Below are 20412 nucleotides of genomic sequence, written 5' to 3' on the forward strand. Positions count from 1 at the left end.
GCTAAAATCGTATTGCACCTGGGGTGAAAACAAGAATTTATTCGGAAGCCTGTAATTTTGCGAAAGCGAGGTATAGATAGTTGGTTCTTTTACACGGTCATTATAGATACCATAGGTGGTAAGGTTGGTGCTAATTCCCATAATTGCTCCTGAAAGTAATAATTGCGCCGTAGTGAACTCGGTAGTAGGCATAATGATCTGGTTTACACTAAACCTGCTAAACATTGAAAAGTTTTTACTTCTAATAGGTGCCGAAAAGCTTAATTTTCTTTCTTCCAGGTAATTAAAATTGATTGCTGTCTGGTCTTCATCATATTTTATATAATTAAGATCTACCTGGATATTTCCGGGAGTACGGTAACTTAAAATCCCTTCGCCTTTAACGCCGTGCATATATTCTCCTGTAAATAGAAAATTTGAAGCAAAACGAATAGATAAATTCACAAAAGGCATTACTTCGCCACTGGTCACACCGGTAAGATATTCGGCACCACCACCAATGGTTACAGAATTACTGAGCCCATAATTAAAATTAGCCCTGGAAAAACGGTCAAGGCCTTCATTTTCTACAATTCCTGCACTCACGGTATATTCCAGCTCATTTTTAGGAACAAAATTATACGGAATATTGATCACCCTTTCCTGAATGCGTTCTTCGCCATATGGACCATAAAAACGAAGACTTACGGCCGTATTTCCATACATTAACGGCACATCAAACGTGTAAAAACCTGAAGCATCAGCCTGGGTAAATTCAACTAAAATATTATTTACGTAAAGTTCAACCGTCCAACGCGGTTCGGTATAATCATTTAACACGTAGGTTCCAAATGACCTTCGATTTTGAAACGGGCTGTTGCTAATTTGAACCCCACTTACCGGTGCAAATAGGGAAGAGGTAGCCCGGGTAAAAATTCTACCCGCAGCTACCTGTTTAAAAACCCGGTTATCATTATTCACATATCGCCACTGGTAAAACTGGTTCCGGGAATCAAATGGAACCCGGGTTGAGTAGTTCAACATTAAATTGGTTTCCCCACCAAGAAACATTGTTCCCAAACCTAAGGATAATCGGTTGTCATTTTCAAATTCACTTTGTTGGGTGGTAACCACGCCCCAATCTAATGCCCCACCTTTAAAAACCGGATAACGTCTTTCCATAGTAGTATCAACTTCAACTACTCCGCGTACACGATTCAGATTTTCCCTTACCCTTTTAAGCCGCATTTCTTTAATTACCGGTAGATCTTTTTCGGTTTTCATAGTTACTGAAAGACTTCTAAAAGAGAAATTGGTATTTAAACCGAAGATTTCTCCGAAGAGATTCGATTTTAAATAAAGGTTTAGCGGAGTTTGAATATAATCTTCTTCTGAAAGAGAAAATTCTTCGTTTTTATAGATAATCTTATTTTCTGAAGGATTTATTTGATAAGTAGAATCGGGATTTATAATGAAGCCTTCTACGCCATTAGGGGTTTCTTCATTTTTAATCTTCAAATAATCAAAAAGTTCCTTTATTGGAACATAAGCGTCCTGATCTTTAATAGCGATAGGAATTTCAATAGTACCGAGGTCGGGTACATTCATATCCACACTTAATTCATCGTATTCCGGCAGATCTTCCTGGGCTATTCCTGTAAAGGAAAATAGCAGGAGGCAAAATGCCAAAGAAAGTTTTTTATAAAACTCAACAGAAAAAGCGCAGGGGAGAGTTCGCATTTCGCTTAACTTTCTTATCTATTGATGAATAAAGGTTAAAGTGAAATTACCAAAATAAGTACCGGGAAGAGTCCCAGAATTATCTGGAGGAATGGTTAAAGTACCTCCAACAAAAACTTCATTTGGGGTTTGGGAATTGGGAGCCTGGGTGACAAAAGTTCTTTGGCCAGTGCTAAAACTGTTAATTGTAAGTTTTATTTCGGCTCCTGTATCCTGGTTTAGCAAAATATAATCTCCTAAAGTTTCAATTTGAATAATTGTCCCGGGATTAGCATACACATCAAATAAAGCGGCAGAAACCGGTTCACCAAAATTAAGTTCAACAATATCTCCATTTACAGTTCGTAAGTCATCGTAACTTACCGTCACATTCCCACCCGCACTACCGGCAGTAAACGAACCAAAATTAAGATTCCTGGAAGTTCTAACTTCAACCTCTATGGGGACTGGCGGATTTTCCTGGGCTTTGATTTCAAATACTGAAAACGTAAGCAATAACAACAAAAAAGTCTCTTTATATAAGCTTCTATTTTGCATAGCTTTCATTTATTTTTTTATTAATACTTTTTTACCGTATTGCGCTTTACCTACCTGAAGATTAATAATATAAACTCCTTCACTGGTAATTCCTTCAAAAATAACCTCGTCTTTGCCACCTGCTTCCTTAATTTGCAGAATTTGCCCCGTCATGATACTGGCCCTTAAAATTCCTTGCTTATTTTCTTCTAAATTCATTTTTACAACCACATTTCCATTTTCAACTTCCACATCAAAAGGTTCGTTAAACGCTATAGCGGGACTGGTTACTTTTTCTTCAGAAAACATTAATTCGAACCTGGAGTTATGAGTTCCAGCTTGAATACTGAATTTATATTCCGGCTTATTTCTTAGGTTTTGGCCTGTACCTTTTTCGTGGTCAATTAAATAAATATTAAAGTTTGAATTCAAATTTTCTACCGCTGCCAGGTTAATTTTCATTTCACCATTTTGATCGGCTTTAATACCCAGGGGAATTTTCTTATAGCTTCTCGATTCTGGAAAAGGAATTGCATTAATGGCCAATTCCTTTTTCTTTTCGGTTAGATTATAAAAGCTCGGAACTGCGGGATCGGTATTCATCAATTTATGGGCATCCATTTCTTTTTCAAAATTTGGGGTGGCATAGGATGCAAAATAGATCACCATAGCATCTTGCTGGAGCGAAGTATTAAAGCCAGCCTCCAAACGAATTAAAGGTTTAAGATCTTCCTGGGTTCTTAAAAATTCCTGGTCAAAATCGTTTACCCGTACGTTGTTGTCTATTCCAAAACTTCCCGTCATTAAATCCTGGGTGTCAGAATCACTTACTTTAATAAAAAAGCCCTGCATAGAAGGAATAATGTTAGAAGATTTTCCATCAGTTGTAGATACCTGATTTACATAAGCGGAATAGGTACCGGTATACTGACTTGTATCACTGGCGGTGAAAAAATAAATTCCATCGTCAATATTAGTTTTAGTCCAACCCTGGGAAGCATCCCAATCTATAGGAGAAGGGTATGGGTTGCCAACCAAATGAAAACCTCTAGTATATTCCCGATGATGATTTGATAACTGGCGGGTGGGAATTGTACCGTTGTTAACTTCACCACTTAACTCTATAGTTTGTGCAGCGGTTGAAGTTCCAAAATTAAGCGCATAACCTTCAGCTATATTCAAACTATTGGTAGTAGTTGTATATGCTTCCCAGCCGGTAGCATCCCGAACAATATCGTTTATATTGATATTTCGGTTTTCATTATAGCGGTAAAAGTGTGGAAATCCAGTAACTGGATCTTCAAAATCCATATAAGGAGCGAAATCTCCTACGGTGGAATTTTGAAATGGAGAACTAAAATATTTATACCCGAAAGTTTTATCCAGATAGCGTTGCATTTTTACGATGCCGATAACTTCACCATTTCCTGCTCCACTTATTAACGCCGTCTGGGTACTATTTGATATAAGGGTTAGTTTATCACCGGTATAAAAATTTGCTTTTTCTACCTTTAGCATTCCGGTAACTTCTATTATTGCTTCTGAAGTGACTCCTAAAGTATTATCGATTCTTAAATTCTGAATGCGATTATTTTGAAATGCCGCATTAGGAATTATTTGAGCTGAAGAGCCCTGAAAAGAAATACTTCCGGTTTCGGTATTTAGAATTCCGTTATTGGTAAGATCTCCTGCAATTCGTAACCAGTTTTCTTCAACCATAACTGAAGCATTGTTTTCAATACTTAAATTTTTTGTGTATGCATTAACGCCAGAATTAATTTTCGGGTAATTATTTGAAGGTAAATTTTCAGGAATCAAAACATTCGTTTCGAGCGTAGGTAAGGCGTTACAGCTCCAGTTATTTACATTGTTCCAGTTGGTGTTTTCAGCGCCGGTCCACGTGTTTTCTTCCTGCACAGGAATATATAAGACCGGGGATTCATTAGTACAACTACCTGAGTTTACAATTCGTTTTAACCAGATATCTGAGTTTAAAATTCCGGGATTATAATTTTGTTGGTTATTAGTGCCCGGGGCATCAGCAAAACCAGAAGCAGGCCCTTCGGTACTTAATTGCCAGCTATAGGAAATATTATTTCCATCTATTTCTGTACCGGTGACGATGCCGGGATTAATTCCTCTACAAAATGCTTCAGAATAAGTAGCCGTAACTGATAAACGCTTTAAAGTGCCTACGCAAGGATCGGTATAAACGCCGTTAGTTACTGGGATAATAGCTGAATTCTTTTTTAATAAATAAGATTCTGTAACAGCCTGGCTGGTGTTAGCATGACATTCCTCATTTATAGTAAAATTTCCATTATTAAAACCTGGCGTACCATAGCTGGCGAAATTTACATAAGTAAAGATGGTTCCTTCTGGAGCATTTAGAATTACCTCTCCATTTTCATTTGCCGTGGCTTGTAATGAATCAGAATTTCCATTAAAAAAAGAAATATTATTATCCTTGATTTCAGAATTTATGGTTACTTCAATAACATTAGAAACAACTTCAGTACAATTTTGAACATTTACTTTTCTACGGTACCAGGTAGTTTCTGAAAGCGTTCCTGGATTGTAATTTGTTTCCTTATTATTTCCTGGGGCTGCCGTAAAACCCGAAGTTTTACTTGTGGTACTCATTTCCCATTCGTAATTATAGCCTTCGCCTAGATTTTCCCCAGTTAGGTATTCGGCATCAAATACCCGGCAAATTTCCTGTGCACCGGAAATTGTATTATTTTTAATAGAATTAATCACATTTATGGTAACCGATTCATTTGGATTATTATTTGTACAGCCATTAGCATCAGTAACACCCAGGATTTCAATGGTGGTATTTTGCTGAATATTGATTGGGTAATCAAAATTTCTTTCGTTAATACTTAAATTAAAAGGTTGCCCATTTATTGAAGCTTCAATATTCCAGGGTGCTGTACCGGTAAAAGTACCGTTAATATTAGCCTGGCCACTACAAATAATGAAGGGAGCGTTTAACGAAACTGTTGGCATTTCTGGGCATTGGTTTTCCCCAACGTTGAGAAAAGCTGTATCTGAAATAGAAACGCAACCATTAGCATTCGTAACTAAAAGTCTGTAGCGCGAACCATCTACCGGAAAATACCCTACAGTAAGAAGTTCCAGTCTTTTGGTTTTGGTACCGCTGTAGTTAGTATTATCATTAATATCATACCAATTTGAACTATAGGTTTGCCATTGGTATGTTAAGTTGTTACCAGAAACTCCAGCTTCAATGATAGCATTTTCACCAAATCCTGCCGTAACATCTTGCGGCTGTTGGGTTATTGGATTTAAATTTACTTGCAGATTTGCCGGTTGAGAATATACCTTACAATTTTGATTGGAAACAGCTATTCTATATAAATTGTTATTGAAATGAGCAGGAGCGTTTATAATATCAAGTTTCTGAGAATTTACATTCTGATAAAATTCGTTGTTCGAAATATTGCTCCAGGAAATACCACTATCTTCACTTACCTGCCATTGACGTTGATCGTTTGAAGTATAGGTTTGAAAGGAAATATCATTGCCTTCGCATACAATTTGATTAGTAGGTTGGGTGTAAATCCCTTGGGGGCTTTGGTATAGATTTAAAAGTGCAGGGTTAGAGGTGACTGAGTTACCATTCCTGTCGGAAATTTTAACTCTAAACTTTATATTGTTTAAAGAACTTTCAACCACATTGATACTTAAACCTGATGTTTGTGTTCCTGAAAAAATTTCTCCATTATCAATATTGTAAAATCCAGTATTACCGCCGTTATTTCTCTGCCATTGATAGGATAGATTTTGTCCCCGAGCAATTACGTTGAAATTAATTGGATTACCTGTACAAGCTGTGAAATTCTCGGGTTGCTCAACAATATCAATCGGCTTTTCTACAGTAATAATAGCAACATTTGATCTTTTACTTGCCCGGTAAGCATTTGCCAAGCGGTTGTTGCTACTGGTTAGAGTAGCTATTCTATAAATATAATAAGTGCCTTCGGTATTAAATGGTTCTAAATTTCTTTTTGGAGTAAAACTTGCATTTGTTGCTCCTGGAATTGCAGTAGTTTCCCCATTTTCTGTTGGACTATAAACCCATTGATATCCATTTCCAAATTTACTTATTCCACTCGGAAGACCATTAAATTCATCTCCGGTAATTGTTTGACCAGATGTTTGGAAATTAATTGTTTGATTAATATTATTGGTTAAAATATTCTCTATAAGTAGTTGTGGCTCCCCAACACTAATACGGTTTTCTATGGTGTTTTCATAATAATCTAGCACTAAATTACTATTACCCGATAGGCTTAATAGAATATTCTGATTGCGATATGCGTGATCATACCAATCGTTATAAATTAATTTACCATCTACACTTAGCCTGCTACCATCATCAGAACCTGTATTCAAAGAATATAGCCCGCTTAAAGAACTGTTCATTCTATAGCGTACAGAAAAAGTTTCGGTATAGATAAAAGGTGCACAAATACCAGTTCCTATTTGAAAATTGTTGGTGTCGCCACCAAAGTTTTGGTCAAAACTTAGATTTTCTGTATATCCCCCTATATAATTATTGAAATTTTGATCAAAAGTTATATTTTGATTTGTTCCATTATAAACGTGGCCTATCCAGGAGTCGTTGCCGGCTTCACTTTCCTGGTAAAACGTAGAGGGGTTTATTGTAAAAGTATTGGATGGAACAGAGCGGGCATTGGGACTTGTAGATTGAACCTCTAAAGTATAATTTGAGCCACTAAATTCTTCAGGAATAGTTAAGCTTGTTGTAATTTCAAAAAAGTTTGTACTTCTAGCTCCCGGTGCGGTTTGAGAACTAAATGATTTTATTTCTTGAGGTCCATCTTGAGAGTTAAGGAAAATTTTATAGTTTGTACTGGTGGTAAAAGGTATAAAATCGGTATAAAAAATAAACCAGGTTCTTGTATAGCCATTTCTTACCTGGAAAGAGATATCTATTTCCTCTCCGGCACAAATTTGATTGGGATTAATAGTAAGATTGGTGATTTCGGGAGAATAAACCTGCCCCTGCACAAAATAACTCCCAAGCATACATATGCATAAGGTAAGAATACGTGCAATAGGGGGCATCTTCATTTTATTTGGAAAAATTAGTTTTTGCTTATAGCGAAGTGTTTTGAATATTTTTATAATTCATAAATTTTACTCGCAAGCGTTTCTCCCTTTTCTTCCGCATATGAAACTTCCAATTTTCCACTATTCAAATCAACTTCAGTAGCATTTCTAAGCTGAAAGCTAAAAATCCTTTTTTCATTAGGCGTATACACTGAAACTCCTTTTACCATCCCAACCTCGGTTTGAGTACCATTAGGGGCGATATGAGTTGCTGTTAAATTCCCGTAGACTGACATATTTCCCTTACGATTAATCACCAAAGATAATTTTGGGCTCTCGGTTTCGGTATCTAATGCAAGATCGGTAAGATTAATATTTGTTGTAGATGTTCCTTCCCTTATAATAATTGGGATACTAATTCCAAATACGGTTTTAATATTAATGGAAATTCCTTCGCTTTCTTCTGTTTCTTCAGCGCCAAGAGCTGTTTGCTCTTCTACAGCGCGAAAATACATATGCGAACGATATTCGCCCTGTTCTAAATTTCCGGTTCTGGTTAATTGAACTCGTATGGTTTGTGCTTCATTCGGAGCCAAACTAACACGACGTGGGAAATACCTTAGAAAATCTTCGGCAAAACGCTGACCTTCCTCAGGTTCTTCTACTTGTTCAAAATTTCCTTTTTCGGTCATTATGTAATTCACAAAGGAAATAGCGTAAACAGCTGTGTCGCTACCGGTATTGGCAAGGTTTATTTCCTGTGAACGTTCAGAGCCATCAAAAACCAAACGTTTGGGCATGATCATAAGATCACCCTGCGCGTTTGTAGCAAGTCCTGAAAAAACGAAAATAAAGAATAGGAGTAGGGGGCTAAGTAGTTTTTTTATCATATCCTGGGGCTGGATTTTACGTTATAATGTTGGTTTCAAAGATAATAAATAAGAATTTACCTGTTAAGGAAATCTAAAAATTTAATTATAGGAAACCGTCACGTTAAAACCGGAGGAATTCGTATAAAAGCCGGAAGTTTGATTAGCTTCCAGATTTAAAGTACCACCAATTTTAATAATATCGGTTACAGTACCTTGCTGGGGAGTAACTGTAAACTGGTTTATTGTAAGAATTTGGTTAGGATTTTCCTGATTGTATAAGGTAAATTGCTCAGGCAGCGTAATTGAGTAATTGTTATTGCCGTGGGTAACCACAGCTTCAGCAGGATTTACCGTTCCCGGAATAGAATTGGAAATCTGCACTCCGTAAGCAACCCGTGAACCATCTGGCGATAAAATCACCTGGCCTGGGTTATAAGCGCTTATTACATTACCAAAATCAAGATCTACCGTTTTATCAATTTTAATAGGATCTATAACCGTTGCCCTGCTATTCACGGTAGCGGAAGCCGAATTTTGCGCAAACACGCTAAATCCGAATAAGCTAAAAAATAAAATGAAAAGATAATTTTTCATTGTGATTTTTGTAAAAGCGATTAGATAAAAATTGGTTTAAACTAAAAAACGCCGCCACAAGGGCGGCGTTTTTATATATTTTGTAGAATAGTATTTATTATTCGTAAGAAACAGTAACTTTAACATTACCTGTATATTCACCCGATGGTTGATCTGCAGCAATATCAATAGTTGCTCCCACCGTAAAATCTGTAGCGCTTAGACCAGAAGTACTCTCACCCAAGCTAGTGGTAACATCTCTAATAGTCAAACTAGATTCATCAACACCCTCTAAGTCTGTACCCGCGGTAACGATACTATAAGATTCCTGAGCCGTCACTGTAAATGTAGGAACAGTTACAGTATTACCTGCAATTTCTAAATCATCGTTTCCATATTCCACACCACCGTTAGCTGAGATTGTAACGTAACTAGCAGATTCTTCAATACTTGCAATTCGACCAAAATCCAATGCTCCTGATGAACTTATTTTAATCGGAGAGACGATTTCAGCGTTGACAGTTGCAGTAGCGTCAGCATTGCTCTGTGCAAAAGCAGTTCCGGAAATTAGGGCTAGTAGGATAAAAGTAATTTTTTTCATTTTAATTGTATTTAATTTTGATTTGGGTTCAAATGTTTAACACTGCAAATATGGGGGTAAACCCTTATACAAATGAAACTTATTCGATAACCAAAATAAAATACTCGATGAAATACACGTTTAGATAAATTTATGATAAAACTACAACGATATAGTAGTTTTTGTTGAAGAATTTTCAATTGTAGTTGACGGTAACTTGCAAATCTCCATTGGTTTTATAGTCGCCGGGTTGCTGGTTAGGATTCACAATTAAACTTGCCCCAACTTTTATAGTTTTACCGTCACCGGCTATGGAAGAGCCATCATAATTTGTGGTAAAATCCTGAAGCAGCATACTTTCACTACCGCTACTTAACCTATGACTCCCCTGTGGTAAACTAATACCAAAGGCAAAACCTGTTTGGCCGGTAACTTCGAAGGTAGCGGCAGAAACAGTTCCACCTTCTGCAAGTACGATGTCTCCATTGGTTATTCTGGTATTATCAGGAGTTAAAATTACTGCACCTCCATTTCTAGCATCAATATTAGCAAATTGCATATTATTAGTGGTGGTAATCCCAATAGGTTGGATAATGGTGGCCGAAGCTGTAAAATTAGCCGTGGCTGAAGCCTGGGAAAACAGGCTATTTACTGTTATAATCGAGAAAAATAAGATTAGTGTTGTTATTCGTAACATCTTCAAACTGCTTAAATAGTTTTTCGTATTTTAAAGATACAAAAACTTTCTAATTTTTTTCGGTGAAATACAATATAAATCGATGAAATACATCTTTTTTATGATTCGCTAAGTTCAGCTAGCTGAAATCGCCTAATATTTCATTTGGTTATCCTAATAACTGTACATAGCCTATATAGCTTAGCTTTAAAATATTTAGTTTGTGAAAAGAATATAAGTAAATTAGAGGTCTTAACTAATCAACTTAATTTGCGTATCTATGAAAAACTCTTACTCTACCAGTCTTAACCTTCAAAATACCGATTTTGGCCTTTTACTATTTAGACTAATTATTGGAGGTTTAATGCTAACGCACGGAGTTCCAAAACTGATTACTTTTTTTGGGAGCGAGGAGATTGCTTTTGCAGATCCTATTGGGTTAGGGGAAACCGTCACTTTTACTTTTGCTGTTTTTGCAGAATTTGTATGTGCCATACTTATATTATTTGGATGGGCTACCCGTTTTGCAGCAATTCCTTTAATTATTACCATGGCTGTGGCTGCAATCATTGTTCACTGGACCGATGGTTTTGGTAGCCAGGAATTACCTTTATTATATATGGGAGGTTTTCTCTTGCTTTTCTTTACCGGTGCAGGTAAATTCTCCCTGGATTATTATCTTTTAAAGAAAAAGTAATGAAAAATGAGCGTCGGGATTTTTTAAAGAAAACGGGATTGCTTGGAATCGACGGATTTATCAGTCCGTTTTCTGTTTTTTCTGAAAATCAACAAAAACGCTTTCAATTCCAGCAAAATTCCTATTTAATTAAAGATGCCTTCGTTCTTAGTATGGATGAAGAAATTGGCGATTTTAATTCTGCTGATGTTCTTATTGAAAATAGAAAAATAACAAGGTTGGGGAAGAATATTGAAGCTTCCTCAAGCACTGAAACAATAAATGCTGAAGGCGGTATATTAATTCCCGGCCTTATAGATTGTCATTGGCATTTATGGACTTCCTTATTAAGAAGTATGGCCGGGGATTCTGCTGAAGAAGGTTACTTTAAAATGACGGCACGGTATTCCAGATTATACTCGCCTGAAGATATGAAACTAGCCGCAACTTATGCTATAGCTGAAGCAATTTATTCGGGAATTACCTGCATAAGCGATTATAATCATAATGCCAGGAACCCGCAATTTGTACAAGCCAATTTTGATGCTATGGTCGCAATGGGCATTCGAGATCACATTAGTTATGGAACCTATCGTGATATGCCCGATAGCCAGCCTACAGATTTTAAAGGAATTAATGAATTAAAACAGTTTATCGATTCAAATTCAAAGTATAAAGATGTTAGTTTGGGTCTTGGATCGCGCTCTGTGAATTATAATAATCTTGAAAAAGACTGGAAGCGTGCCCGGGATTTGGGCTTAAGAATTACCATCCACGCAAGTTCAAACGAGAGTCAGAAAGGTCAGATAGCCTCACTTTTTAAAAAAGGTCTTTTAGCTGAAGATGTTAATATTATTCACGGCAATGCAATAACTCCAGATGAAGTTAAAATGATAGAAGATACCGGGACGAGTCTTACCATGACACCATATTCTGAAATGCGCATTGGCTACGGACTTCCTAAAATAAATGAGCTGTACGAAGCTAATATTAATTGCTGCGTAGGTATAGATACTACCGCTTTAACAGGTAACGCTCACTTACTGGATTCTTTGAAATTGCTGCAAAACCTGGCGAATGCAAATGCCAGAAATGAATTTTACCTGCCTTCAAAGGAAGTTTTAAAAATGGCAACAATAAATGGAGCTAAAAATTTGGGTATAGATAAGGAGACAGGTTCTATCACTCCTGGAAAAAGCGCCGATTTGGTTTTACTTAAAAAATCTGATATTAATTTTTCCACGGGGAATAAACCTTATCACCTGGCAATTGAAGCGGCGTTGCCGGAAAATATTAATATGGTGATGGCAAAAGGAAAAATTTTAAAATACGATGGGAAGCTTACTGGTATAAATACCAACGACTTAATAATTCAGGCTAAAAATCGTTTTGCAGAAATGGAAAAAGAAATTAATTAAAAAACCTTCCCGAAATTACAGCTGTACAGGAAGGTTTTCAAACTTTTCGATCATCGAATCTATTTAAGCTTTTTTGTCTTGCTTTAAATTCAACTAATTATCTTTTGTGGTATCAGGATCGGGAATATCATCCAGGTCTCGCTTTTTCTTTTCGGTTCCTTTTTTATTAAATCGGTAATTTTCTTCATCTACCAATTTATCCCTATCATTTTTGGCAGTTTGGTTACTACCGGGAATATCTAAATTATCGGCAGTAAAATCTACCGGTTTTTCCCTGTCTAATTCTTTATCCTGACCTTTATTCATACTTCGACCTTTTTTATTTAAGGCTTGTTTATCTTCAGCAGTAACATCAGAATCATACTTTTTCTTTTCTTCTTGCTTACTCATATCTCTATTTTTCTTTTAAATTAAGAAATAGAAAAGAACCTTCAGGTTAAAAACTGGTTAAAATAAAAAGGCCTAAAAAGAATTAAATCTTTTTAGGCCAGTAATATTGGAAATACGGTTGATTATTCAGATTCCAACATTGCAAAGAATTTATCCAGGTTAGGTATAATTACAATTCTGGTTCTTCTATTTTTAGCTCTACTTTCGTTATCAACATTATCTACTAATGGTTGGTAGCTACTTCTACCAGCGGCGATAAGTTTCTCTGGTGCAACATCGTACTTATCCTGAAGTAAACGAACAATTGAAGTTGCTCTTCTTACACTAAGATCCCAGTTATCCTGGATGTAAGAACCTTCTACCATTGTACGGTCGTCAGTATGTCCTTCAATCATTACCTCCATGGCTGGCTCAGAGTTAATTACTTCAGCAAGCTTTTTTAGTAAAGGTTGTGCACTATTAGATACTCTGTAGCTTCCGCTTCCAAATAATAATTTATCTGAAACATTAATCATTACTACAGTTTCATCTACAGTAATATCAATATCTTCATCATCAGAGCCTTCAGAAATATTGCTTTTCAAATTATGAGAAACCGCAAGGTTAATAGAATCTTCTAAAGTTTCGGCACCCGCTACTTTTTCGGGATCCATCTTTGCGATTGTTGCCCGCATCTGGGCCTTGTTATTATTAGACATTACAGTAAGATCGTTCATTTCCATCTTACTATCGTTCTCCTCGCGTAATGAATTGATTTTTGAGTTGTAATCTGCAACGCGTTCTTCTATACGTGCAAATTTTTCTTCGATTTCCTCTTTTTCTACCTGAGTTTTTTGCAACGTACTACGGGTATCGTTTAATTCCTCTTCTAAAGTAACATACTTTTTCTTAGAAACACACGAGCTTAGCATTGTTGCGGCTAAAACGGTTACGGCGATTGTTCTTTTCATATTTCGGATTTTTTAAGTTAGGCCTTGTATAATTTAGATTTGGTTTTTTGTAAGGCTTGTAGATATTGGGCGAGAATCATACCATGTTGGTAAAGTAGTTGATAGTAGAAAGTAGGTAAACCCCGGTTGTTTTTTTATCTTCTCATTTTATGAGACTTAGAAAGACCCTTTAAGGAGAAATTAACTTTGTAGAACGGTTTTTGAATATATTTTCTACTTGATGAAACCTGTGGAATTCTTTTAAAATCTGTGGTAAAATTACACACATTTCTCAAACTTAAAAGTCAAATTTGCTCCATTCTCGTTAGTTTTAAACAACTTAACTACAATAAGTTGAGATTGAATTACATAAATATTAGTACTAATTTAAAAATGGGGAATTATGAGGAATTTAGAATCTTTTTATCGGTTGATTTTCGCCTTACTGCTTGTCTTTAGTTTATCGGCGGCCTGTAGTAATGATGACGATGTAAATGAAGTAGATGATGTAACCGATGATCTTACAGATGATATAAATGGATCTGACGACGGCGATGGGAATGGAGATGGAAATGGAGATGGAAATGGTGAGCCCGATCCTGATGCCGCAGCTGTTTTTGTTTTAATAGATGAAGAGAGCATAGATAACGGAAATGAGCCAAACGATTTCACTGAAACCGATGTGAATGATGATATTTCTCAAATTGGGCAGAGAGAGGTACTCGCATACTTTAATGATAACGCAGGAGAAGAAATTACCCTTTATACCGGGCAAACGGGAGACGAAGCCTGGTTTGTATTAAAAGAGATTCCATCTTCCTGGGATGAAGCAGGGCCCAATGAAAATGGTGCGAGAAATTTCCTGGAAGCCGGCCCCGGTTTGGGACAGGATGAAAGTGAAGATTTATTAGATGAAATTCCTGAGGTCACGCCACTTAGGGCCACCGGTTTGTCTATGTTAACCGGTCAAACCATTATTGCGATAGTTTATGATAGCGATATCAGTATTAATTACGATCCGTTAGAAGGTAATTTGCAGGGAGAAAATCTTGGGGTAGTGGCTTTTGAAGTATTAAATGTTACCGAAAGGACAGATGGTTCAGATTCAGATCTTCCTTCTGTAAATATCAGGATATTAGATTATGCAGCAGTTGCAGCGTTGGAATTGAACTTATTTAGCAACGCGCCAACGCCTGAATCTTCATCAGAACCTGAAGATACCACTCCGCCAGAAACGATTCCAGATATTGAATTAAGTCCCGCTGAATAACGCTATATTAACTAAACCTTAAGCCTAAAAACTTCATTTTATTATAAGAATACAATAAATTTGGAATTCTAGCGATCACGGGATTTGGAAAAAGAAAAAAAGAAGAAGAAAAAAAGATACAGCATATTAAAGATCCTCGCAAAATTCTTTGCGGGGCTCTTTATTTTTATAATACTTTTGCTGCTTTTTATTAGAAGTCCCTGGGGCCAGGACATCATTAAAGAGCAGGTAGTGAAGAATATTTCAGGTAAAACGAATACTGAAATTAGCCTCGATAAACTCTTTATAACCTTTGCGGGAAATATCCAACTCGATGGTCTTTACCTGGAAGATAAAAAAGGCGATACCCTGGTCTATTCAAAATCCCTGGAGGCCGATATTCCTATTTGGCCCATTATTCAGGGAAATGCTATAAGTATAGATAATTTAGATTGGGAAGGCTTAAAAGCCAATATTACCCGTAAAGATTCTATTGAAGGTTTTAACTACGAATTTTTAATGGAAGCCTTCGCGTCAGATTCTACTCAAACAACTCAAACTACAACCGCACAAGATACTACTGCTTCACAGGAAATAAATATTGGCGATTTAAATTTTAAAGATTTTGACATCACATTTAAAGATGATGTTATGGGAATTGACACCCAGGTTGAACTTGAGGAGCTTATACTGGAACTGGAAAAAACCGATCTTGAAAAGATGGATTTCCGCGCCGGCAATGCCAGTATAACCAACGCACAAATAAATTATACACAAACCAAACCCTTTCCCGAACCACAAAACGAAGAACCGGCACCTATGCCTTATTTGGTGGTAGATATTTTTAACCTGGAAAATGTGCAGGCTAATTATAATTCTATTCCAGATGGTATTAATGCAAATCTTGATATAGATGAATTTTTAGCTGAAGTCCCATTAATGGATCTTAAAGCTCAGGAGATTAAAGTGAATAGTATTGCACTGAATAATTCTGATATTAAAGTTGAAATGAAAACTTTAGAAAAAACTCAGGATTCTACTACAACCGAAGCTTCCCCTTTTACCTGGCCCGAATGGAAAGTTGCTGTAAATGAAATTAATTTTTCTGAAAATAAACTGAGTTATTTAGTAGATAACGCTGAGTCTAAACAGGGGCAATTTAATCCTGAAGCCCTGGTACTTGATTCTCTTAATTTTAATGCTAATAATTTATTTTTACAAGATCAAAGTGCAGGGGCAGAAATCGCTGCCTTAAATTTTAATGAAGCTTCAGGCCTTAATTTAAAAAAGCTGAATTTCAACTTAAATCTCGAAGAAACGCAATTAAACCTTTCAGGCCTGGCATTAACTTTAAATGAAAATGAATTAGAAGGTGAGGCTACTTTAAAATATAATTCAATTCAGGAATTGATTGATAATTCTGAAACCGCAGAGCTTTCGCTGGATTTGCCCACAATATTAGTAGATGTAAAAGATGCTTTTAGATTTCAACCAGATTTAAGGTCTAATCCATTTATGAAGGAATTAAGCACAAATAAGGTAACGGGAAATCTTCTGGCTTCAGGAAAACTTTCGGCTATAGCTATTTCAAGAGCCAATTTTAGATGGAAAAATACTTCATTTTCAGCCAACGGAAATATTTACAACGCTACAGATCCCGATAATATCCGGTTTAATATTCCGCGTTTTAATGCAAAATCCCGAAAATCAGATCTCACCGGTTTTGTAAGTGAAAAAGATTTGGGAATTAGTATTCCTAAAAATATTCAGCTTAGTGGGAATTTTGAAGGAGGCCTGGAAGATCTTTCTACCAAAGCCCTTTTACAAACTTCAGAAGGTGATATTCGTATAAACGGGAACTTCTCAAACCAGGAAGAAATTGTTTTTGAAGGAATAATGACTTCCGATGAACTTCAGCTTGGAAATATTCTGCAAAATGAAAGCCTGGGTTCATTAAATATAGAAATTGAAACTTCCGGGAAAGGAAGTACAATAAACACGCTAGATGCTACACTGGATGCGAAAATAACTTCATTTGCATATAACAACTACGAGATAAAAGATCTAAATATTCAAGGTGATATTGAAAATGGAAGCGGGAACATCACCTCCAATTATAAAGACGACAACTTAGAATTAGCACTAAATTCACAGGTAGAGCTGGATTCGGTTAAACCTAGAGCGAATCTTAATTTAGATCTAAAAGGGGCCAGGTTGCAGGAACTGGGATTGGCCTCCCGGGATATTCGGTTGGCCTTTAAACTGGCAGCCCAATATGAAGGAAACGCAGAAGAATATGAAACCTATGCCGATATTAAAGATGCGGTGGTAGTCTATGATAATGATACCTATCTCCCCGGCGATTTAAGCGCTCACGCTTTTGTGCGCACCGATTCTACTTCGTTGCAAATAAATAATAAAATCTTAGAACTGGATTTAAACTCCAATGCCGATCCTGTAGACTTATCTAATGCGCTAAACCGCCATTACGAATCTTATTTTACCGAGGTAGATCCGTTAGATACCGTGCAAAAACCGGTAAACCTTAAACTGCGGGGCACTATAATGGACGATCCTGTTTTGAGTGAAGTTTTCTTATCTAATTTAGAAGAATTAGACACTATTCATATTGAAGCCGATTTTAATGAAAAAGAGCGTAAACTCGATGCTTTGGTAAGTTTACCTTATATAAATTATTACAGCAGTGAGATTGATAGCCTGGAATTCAGCTTAAATTCAGATCCCGATAATTTTGATTTTAATCTTGGATTTAACGCAATTAACTCTGGGCCTATCGCAATTCAAAAAACCGATTTTCACGGAAGTCTTACTGAAGATAAACTATTTCTTGATTTTACCTCAATGCAGGGGGAAGAGCGTTTAATTCATATGGCTTCAGAAATCACAAAACCGGGAGACAGCATTCAATTTCATATTAATCCGGAAGATTTAATTCTTAATAAAAGAGAGTGGAATATTGCCGCCGGCAACAAAATGGTGATTTACGACCAGGAAATTACTGCGAATAATTTACGGTTAACCCGAAATAACCAGGAAATGCTGTTAAGCAGTGAACTTTCTTATTCAGATAAAAATCATATAGGCTTAGAGTTTAAAAACTTCAATTTAGGTGCCATACTTAATTATTTTAATCCCGAAGAAGAATTAGCCACCGGGCAATTAAACGGCCATTTAATTTTTGAAGATCCTTTGCAAAAAATTGGAATTCTAGCAGGAATGGAGATCAACCAACTTAATGTAATGCAGGTTGAACTTGGTAAACTAAGTTTGAATTCTACCCCGAAAGCCGATTTTTTATATGATGTTGGCCTGGCGATAAAAGGCGAAAACGTAGATCTTGATATGAGTGGCGATTTCCAGGCGCTAGATTCTACAACCGTGGTAGATATGGAAATGCAGATTAATAAAATTAATATGAAAACGGTTGAAGGTTTTTCAATGGGAGCCATTAATAACGGTGAAGGAAGTTTTTCAGGAAATTTAAGTCTTGAAGGAACTACCACAGAACCAGAATATAACGGGCAGCTTCAATTTGATGAAGCTCAATTTCGGGTACCACTTCTTAATGCCCCTTTCAAATTTCCATCAGAAACTTTAGAATTTGATAATGCGGGAATCTATTTTAATGAATTTAGAGTGGAAGATAAAGATGCCAACTCGTTTGTAATAAATGGAGAGGTTTTAACCGAAAATTTACTAAATCCTGAATTCGATTTAAATTTTAAAGCCAGGAATTTCCAGGTGCTTAATTCTACCAAAGAAGATAACGAAATGTTCTATGGCACCGCCACCTTTGATGCTGATGCCACTTTAACCGGTGATCTTAATATTCCTATTTTGGATATGAATATCACCATAGGTTCTAATACCGATTTCACCTATGTAATGGTTGAAGAGGAATTGGCTATGCAGGAGCGAGACGGAATTGTGATTTTTACAAACCGGGAAGATCCAGATGATATTCTTACCGGAAACGAAGAAGAAGAATCGGCTACGCTTACTGGTTATGATATTAATGCACGAATTAATATAAATGAAGAAGCCGCATTTAGTATAATTATAGATGAACAAACCGGCGATAATTTTAGGGTAAAGGGAGAGGGAGAATTAGATTTTAATATTTCACCGAACGGAAGAATGAGCCTGGCTGGCCGCTATACAATGAACGACGGGCACTATGAAATGAGTTTATATAATTTGGTAAAGCGTAGATTTGATATCGCTGAAGGCAGCCGAATTTCCTGGGCGGGAGATCCTTTTGATGCTTCTTTAGATGTGAGTGCTATTTATAGGGTAGAAGCTTCACCTTCTTCTCTCATGGCTACAACACAGGGTGCAGGGAATAACCAGTTTAGAAGAGAGTTACCATTTTTGGTTTATCTTAATGTAGATGGAGAATTAATGCAGCCTAAGCTATCTTTTGGCCTGCAAATGCCAGAAGAAGAACGGGGTGCCGGTGGTGGCCAGGTTTACGGTCGCTTACAACAATTGAACAACCAGGAAGCAGAGTTAAATAAACAGGTTTTTTCCTTATTGGTACTTAACCGTTTTTATCCCACATCGGGCAGTGCTGGAGACGGTGGTGGAAATCTTTCTATTGCGCGCGATAATTTAAATCAGGCGCTTTCAGATCAATTAAATATGTTCTCAGATAAATTACTGGGAGATACCGGTGTTGAACTTAATTTTGGTGTAGATAGTTATACCGATTATCAGGGAAATACCGCTACCGAACGTACCCAGGTAGATATTGAAGCCCAAAAGCGCTTACTGGACGATCGTTTAATTGTGAGTGTGGGGAGTGAAGTAGATGTGCAGGGTAGTAATAGGCCCGGGGAAGAAGCCAGCCCGGTAATTGGAAATGTAAGCATAGAGTATTTACTTACCGAAACCGGAAGATTTAGATTAAAAGGTTTTAGAAGAAATGAGTTTGAAAATGTAATAGACGGCCAGCTAATTGTTAGTGGTATAGCCTTTATTTTTACTCGTGAATTCAATGAATTTCAGGAATTATGGGATAATTTCTTTTTGAAAGAAGACGAAAAAGAACAGGCTAAAAATAATGAAGAAGAGAAATAATAGAAATGGGCATTTTTTAGAATTATTTACGAGCAAATTATAGGAAAGATTATAAGATGGCGACTTAATTGCCTTTTGAGATTGAAATTGTAATAGATGAAATTATACTTAAAATATATCACTTATCTCTGTGCTGCGTTTTTTTTGCTGCAGGCCTGTAATGTGAAAAAATTTGTGCCCGAAGACGAATTACTCTACACGGGAGCTAAAATCACAATGGAGAGCGATACCAGTATTAAAAGACGAGCCCGTTTAAAAGCAGAATTAGAATCGGTTTTAAGACCTGAACCCAATAGTTCATTTCTGGGAATGCAACCGGGGCTTTATTTTCATTATAAAGCTCAACGTGAAAAGCCGGGTTTTATCAATAAATTTTTAAACAAACAAATAGGGGAAGAGCCGGTTTACGCCAGTGATGTAGATCCTCTTAGAACAGAAGATTTGTTGAAAAACAGGCTGGAGAACAGAGGCTTTTTCTACAGTACCGTAGTTTCTACCGAGAACAGGAAAGAGAAGAAAAAAGAAATGGATGTGGCTTATAATATTGAGGTACCTACGCCATACTTACTGGAGAATTATAAGTTAGACTCAGATTCACTCAAGATTTTTAA

At 36.5% G+C, this 20412-nt stretch carries 12 protein-coding genes and 2 pseudogenes; 5 read left to right on the forward strand and 9 right to left on the reverse strand.

All coding sequences use genetic code 11. From position 1 onward, the window contains the following. The 7 genes and pseudogenes from AACZ30_RS07400 to AACZ30_RS07430 all read right to left on the reverse strand — a co-directional run. Nucleotides 1-1668 (reverse strand): annotated as a pseudogene (locus AACZ30_RS07400) (hypothetical protein); the annotation flags it as partial. A 69-nt stretch (nt 1669-1737) separates the two neighbouring features. Continuing rightward, the gene (locus AACZ30_RS07405) at nt 1738-2256 is read right to left on the reverse strand and encodes a DUF4402 domain-containing protein (protein ID WP_208225659.1); all 519 of its coding nucleotides are present in this window, start codon (nt 2254-2256) and stop codon (nt 1738-1740) included. A gap of 9 nt (nt 2257-2265) precedes the next feature. Beyond that, nucleotides 2266-7353 (reverse strand): hypothetical protein, encoded by a 5088-nt coding sequence (locus AACZ30_RS07410; RefSeq protein ID WP_339648576.1) that lies wholly within the window; start codon nt 7351-7353, stop codon nt 2266-2268. Between the two features lie 56 nt (nt 7354-7409). Next, nucleotides 7410-8228, reverse strand: coding sequence for a molecular chaperone (locus AACZ30_RS07415; protein WP_339648578.1), 819 nt, complete (start codon nt 8226-8228; stop codon nt 7410-7412). A gap of 81 nt (nt 8229-8309) precedes the next feature. Next, nucleotides 8310-8804 (reverse strand): DUF4402 domain-containing protein, encoded by a 495-nt coding sequence (locus tag AACZ30_RS07420; protein ID WP_339648580.1) that lies wholly within the window; start codon nt 8802-8804, stop codon nt 8310-8312. Nucleotides 8805-8901: 97 nt separating this feature from the next. Further along, nucleotides 8902-9384, reverse strand: a complete 483-nt coding sequence (locus AACZ30_RS07425) for a DUF4402 domain-containing protein (protein WP_339648581.1) — start codon at nt 9382-9384, stop codon at nt 8902-8904. Between the two features lie 175 nt (nt 9385-9559). Beyond that, nucleotides 9560-10060 (reverse strand): DUF4402 domain-containing protein, encoded by a 501-nt coding sequence (locus AACZ30_RS07430; protein WP_339648582.1) that lies wholly within the window; start codon nt 10058-10060, stop codon nt 9560-9562. A gap of 259 nt (nt 10061-10319) precedes the next feature. Here AACZ30_RS07430 and AACZ30_RS07435 point away from each other — a divergent pair, with 259 nt between their 5' ends. After that, complete coding sequence (locus AACZ30_RS07435) at nt 10320-10736, forward strand: DoxX family protein (RefSeq protein WP_339648583.1); 417 nt, start codon at nt 10320-10322, stop codon at nt 10734-10736. Continuing rightward, a complete protein-coding gene (locus AACZ30_RS07440) occupies nt 10736-12133 on the forward strand; it encodes an amidohydrolase family protein (protein WP_339648584.1) in 1398 nt (465 codons plus the stop codon). The genes AACZ30_RS07435 and AACZ30_RS07440 overlap by 1 nt, the downstream gene beginning before the upstream one ends. Before the next feature lie 93 nt (nt 12134-12226). Here AACZ30_RS07440 and AACZ30_RS07445 read toward each other — a convergent pair whose 3' ends face one another. Then, a complete protein-coding gene (locus tag AACZ30_RS07445) occupies nt 12227-12523 on the reverse strand; it encodes a hypothetical protein (protein ID WP_339648585.1) in 297 nt (98 codons plus the stop codon). Between the two features lie 122 nt (nt 12524-12645). Then, nucleotides 12646-13473 carry an OmpA family protein gene (locus AACZ30_RS07450; protein ID WP_208225646.1) on the reverse strand — a complete coding sequence of 276 codons (828 nt, stop codon included), beginning with the start codon at nt 13471-13473 and terminating at the stop codon, nt 12646-12648. A gap of 382 nt (nt 13474-13855) precedes the next feature. On the opposite strand from AACZ30_RS07450, the gene AACZ30_RS07455 reads away from it, so the two are divergent. The 3 genes and pseudogenes from AACZ30_RS07455 to AACZ30_RS07465 form a co-directional block, all read left to right on the forward strand. Further along, nucleotides 13856-14722, forward strand: a complete 867-nt coding sequence (locus AACZ30_RS07455; RefSeq protein ID WP_339648587.1) for a hypothetical protein — start codon at nt 13856-13858, stop codon at nt 14720-14722. Nucleotides 14723-14806: 84 nt separating this feature from the next. Further along, entirely contained in the window at nt 14807-19801 is a 4995-nt protein-coding gene (locus AACZ30_RS07460) for a translocation/assembly module TamB domain-containing protein (RefSeq protein ID WP_339648588.1), read from the forward strand. 96 nt (nt 19802-19897) lie between these two features. After that, nucleotides 19898-20412, forward strand: a pseudogene (locus AACZ30_RS07465) (hypothetical protein); the annotation flags it as partial.

The organism is uncultured Salegentibacter sp., from assembly GCF_963972535.1.
Taxonomy (GTDB): domain Bacteria; phylum Bacteroidota; class Bacteroidia; order Flavobacteriales; family Flavobacteriaceae; genus Salegentibacter.

Excerpts from the sequence above, each read along its gene's own strand:
- AACZ30_RS07405 (WP_208225659.1), bottom strand. The coding sequence starts at position 2,256 with ATGCAAAATAGAAGCTTATATAAAGAGACTTTTTTGTTGTTATTGCTT.
- AACZ30_RS07410 (WP_339648576.1), bottom strand. The coding sequence starts at position 7,353 with ATGCCCCCTATTGCACGTATTCTTACCTTATGCATATGTATGCTTGGG.
- AACZ30_RS07415 (WP_339648578.1), bottom strand. The coding sequence starts at position 8,228 with ATGATAAAAAAACTACTTAGCCCCCTACTCCTATTCTTTATTTTCGTT.
- AACZ30_RS07420 (WP_339648580.1), bottom strand. The coding sequence starts at position 8,804 with ATGAAAAATTATCTTTTCATTTTATTTTTTAGCTTATTCGGATTTAGC.
- AACZ30_RS07425 (WP_339648581.1), bottom strand. The coding sequence starts at position 9,384 with ATGAAAAAAATTACTTTTATCCTACTAGCCCTAATTTCCGGAACTGCT.
- AACZ30_RS07430 (WP_339648582.1), bottom strand. The coding sequence starts at position 10,060 with ATGTTACGAATAACAACACTAATCTTATTTTTCTCGATTATAACAGTA.
- AACZ30_RS07435 (WP_339648583.1), top strand. The coding sequence starts at position 10,320 with ATGAAAAACTCTTACTCTACCAGTCTTAACCTTCAAAATACCGATTTT.
- AACZ30_RS07440 (WP_339648584.1), top strand. The coding sequence starts at position 10,736 with ATGAAAAATGAGCGTCGGGATTTTTTAAAGAAAACGGGATTGCTTGGA.
- AACZ30_RS07445 (WP_339648585.1), bottom strand. The coding sequence starts at position 12,523 with ATGAGTAAGCAAGAAGAAAAGAAAAAGTATGATTCTGATGTTACTGCT.
- AACZ30_RS07450 (WP_208225646.1), bottom strand. The coding sequence starts at position 13,473 with ATGAAAAGAACAATCGCCGTAACCGTTTTAGCCGCAACAATGCTAAGC.
- AACZ30_RS07455 (WP_339648587.1), top strand. The coding sequence starts at position 13,856 with ATGAGGAATTTAGAATCTTTTTATCGGTTGATTTTCGCCTTACTGCTT.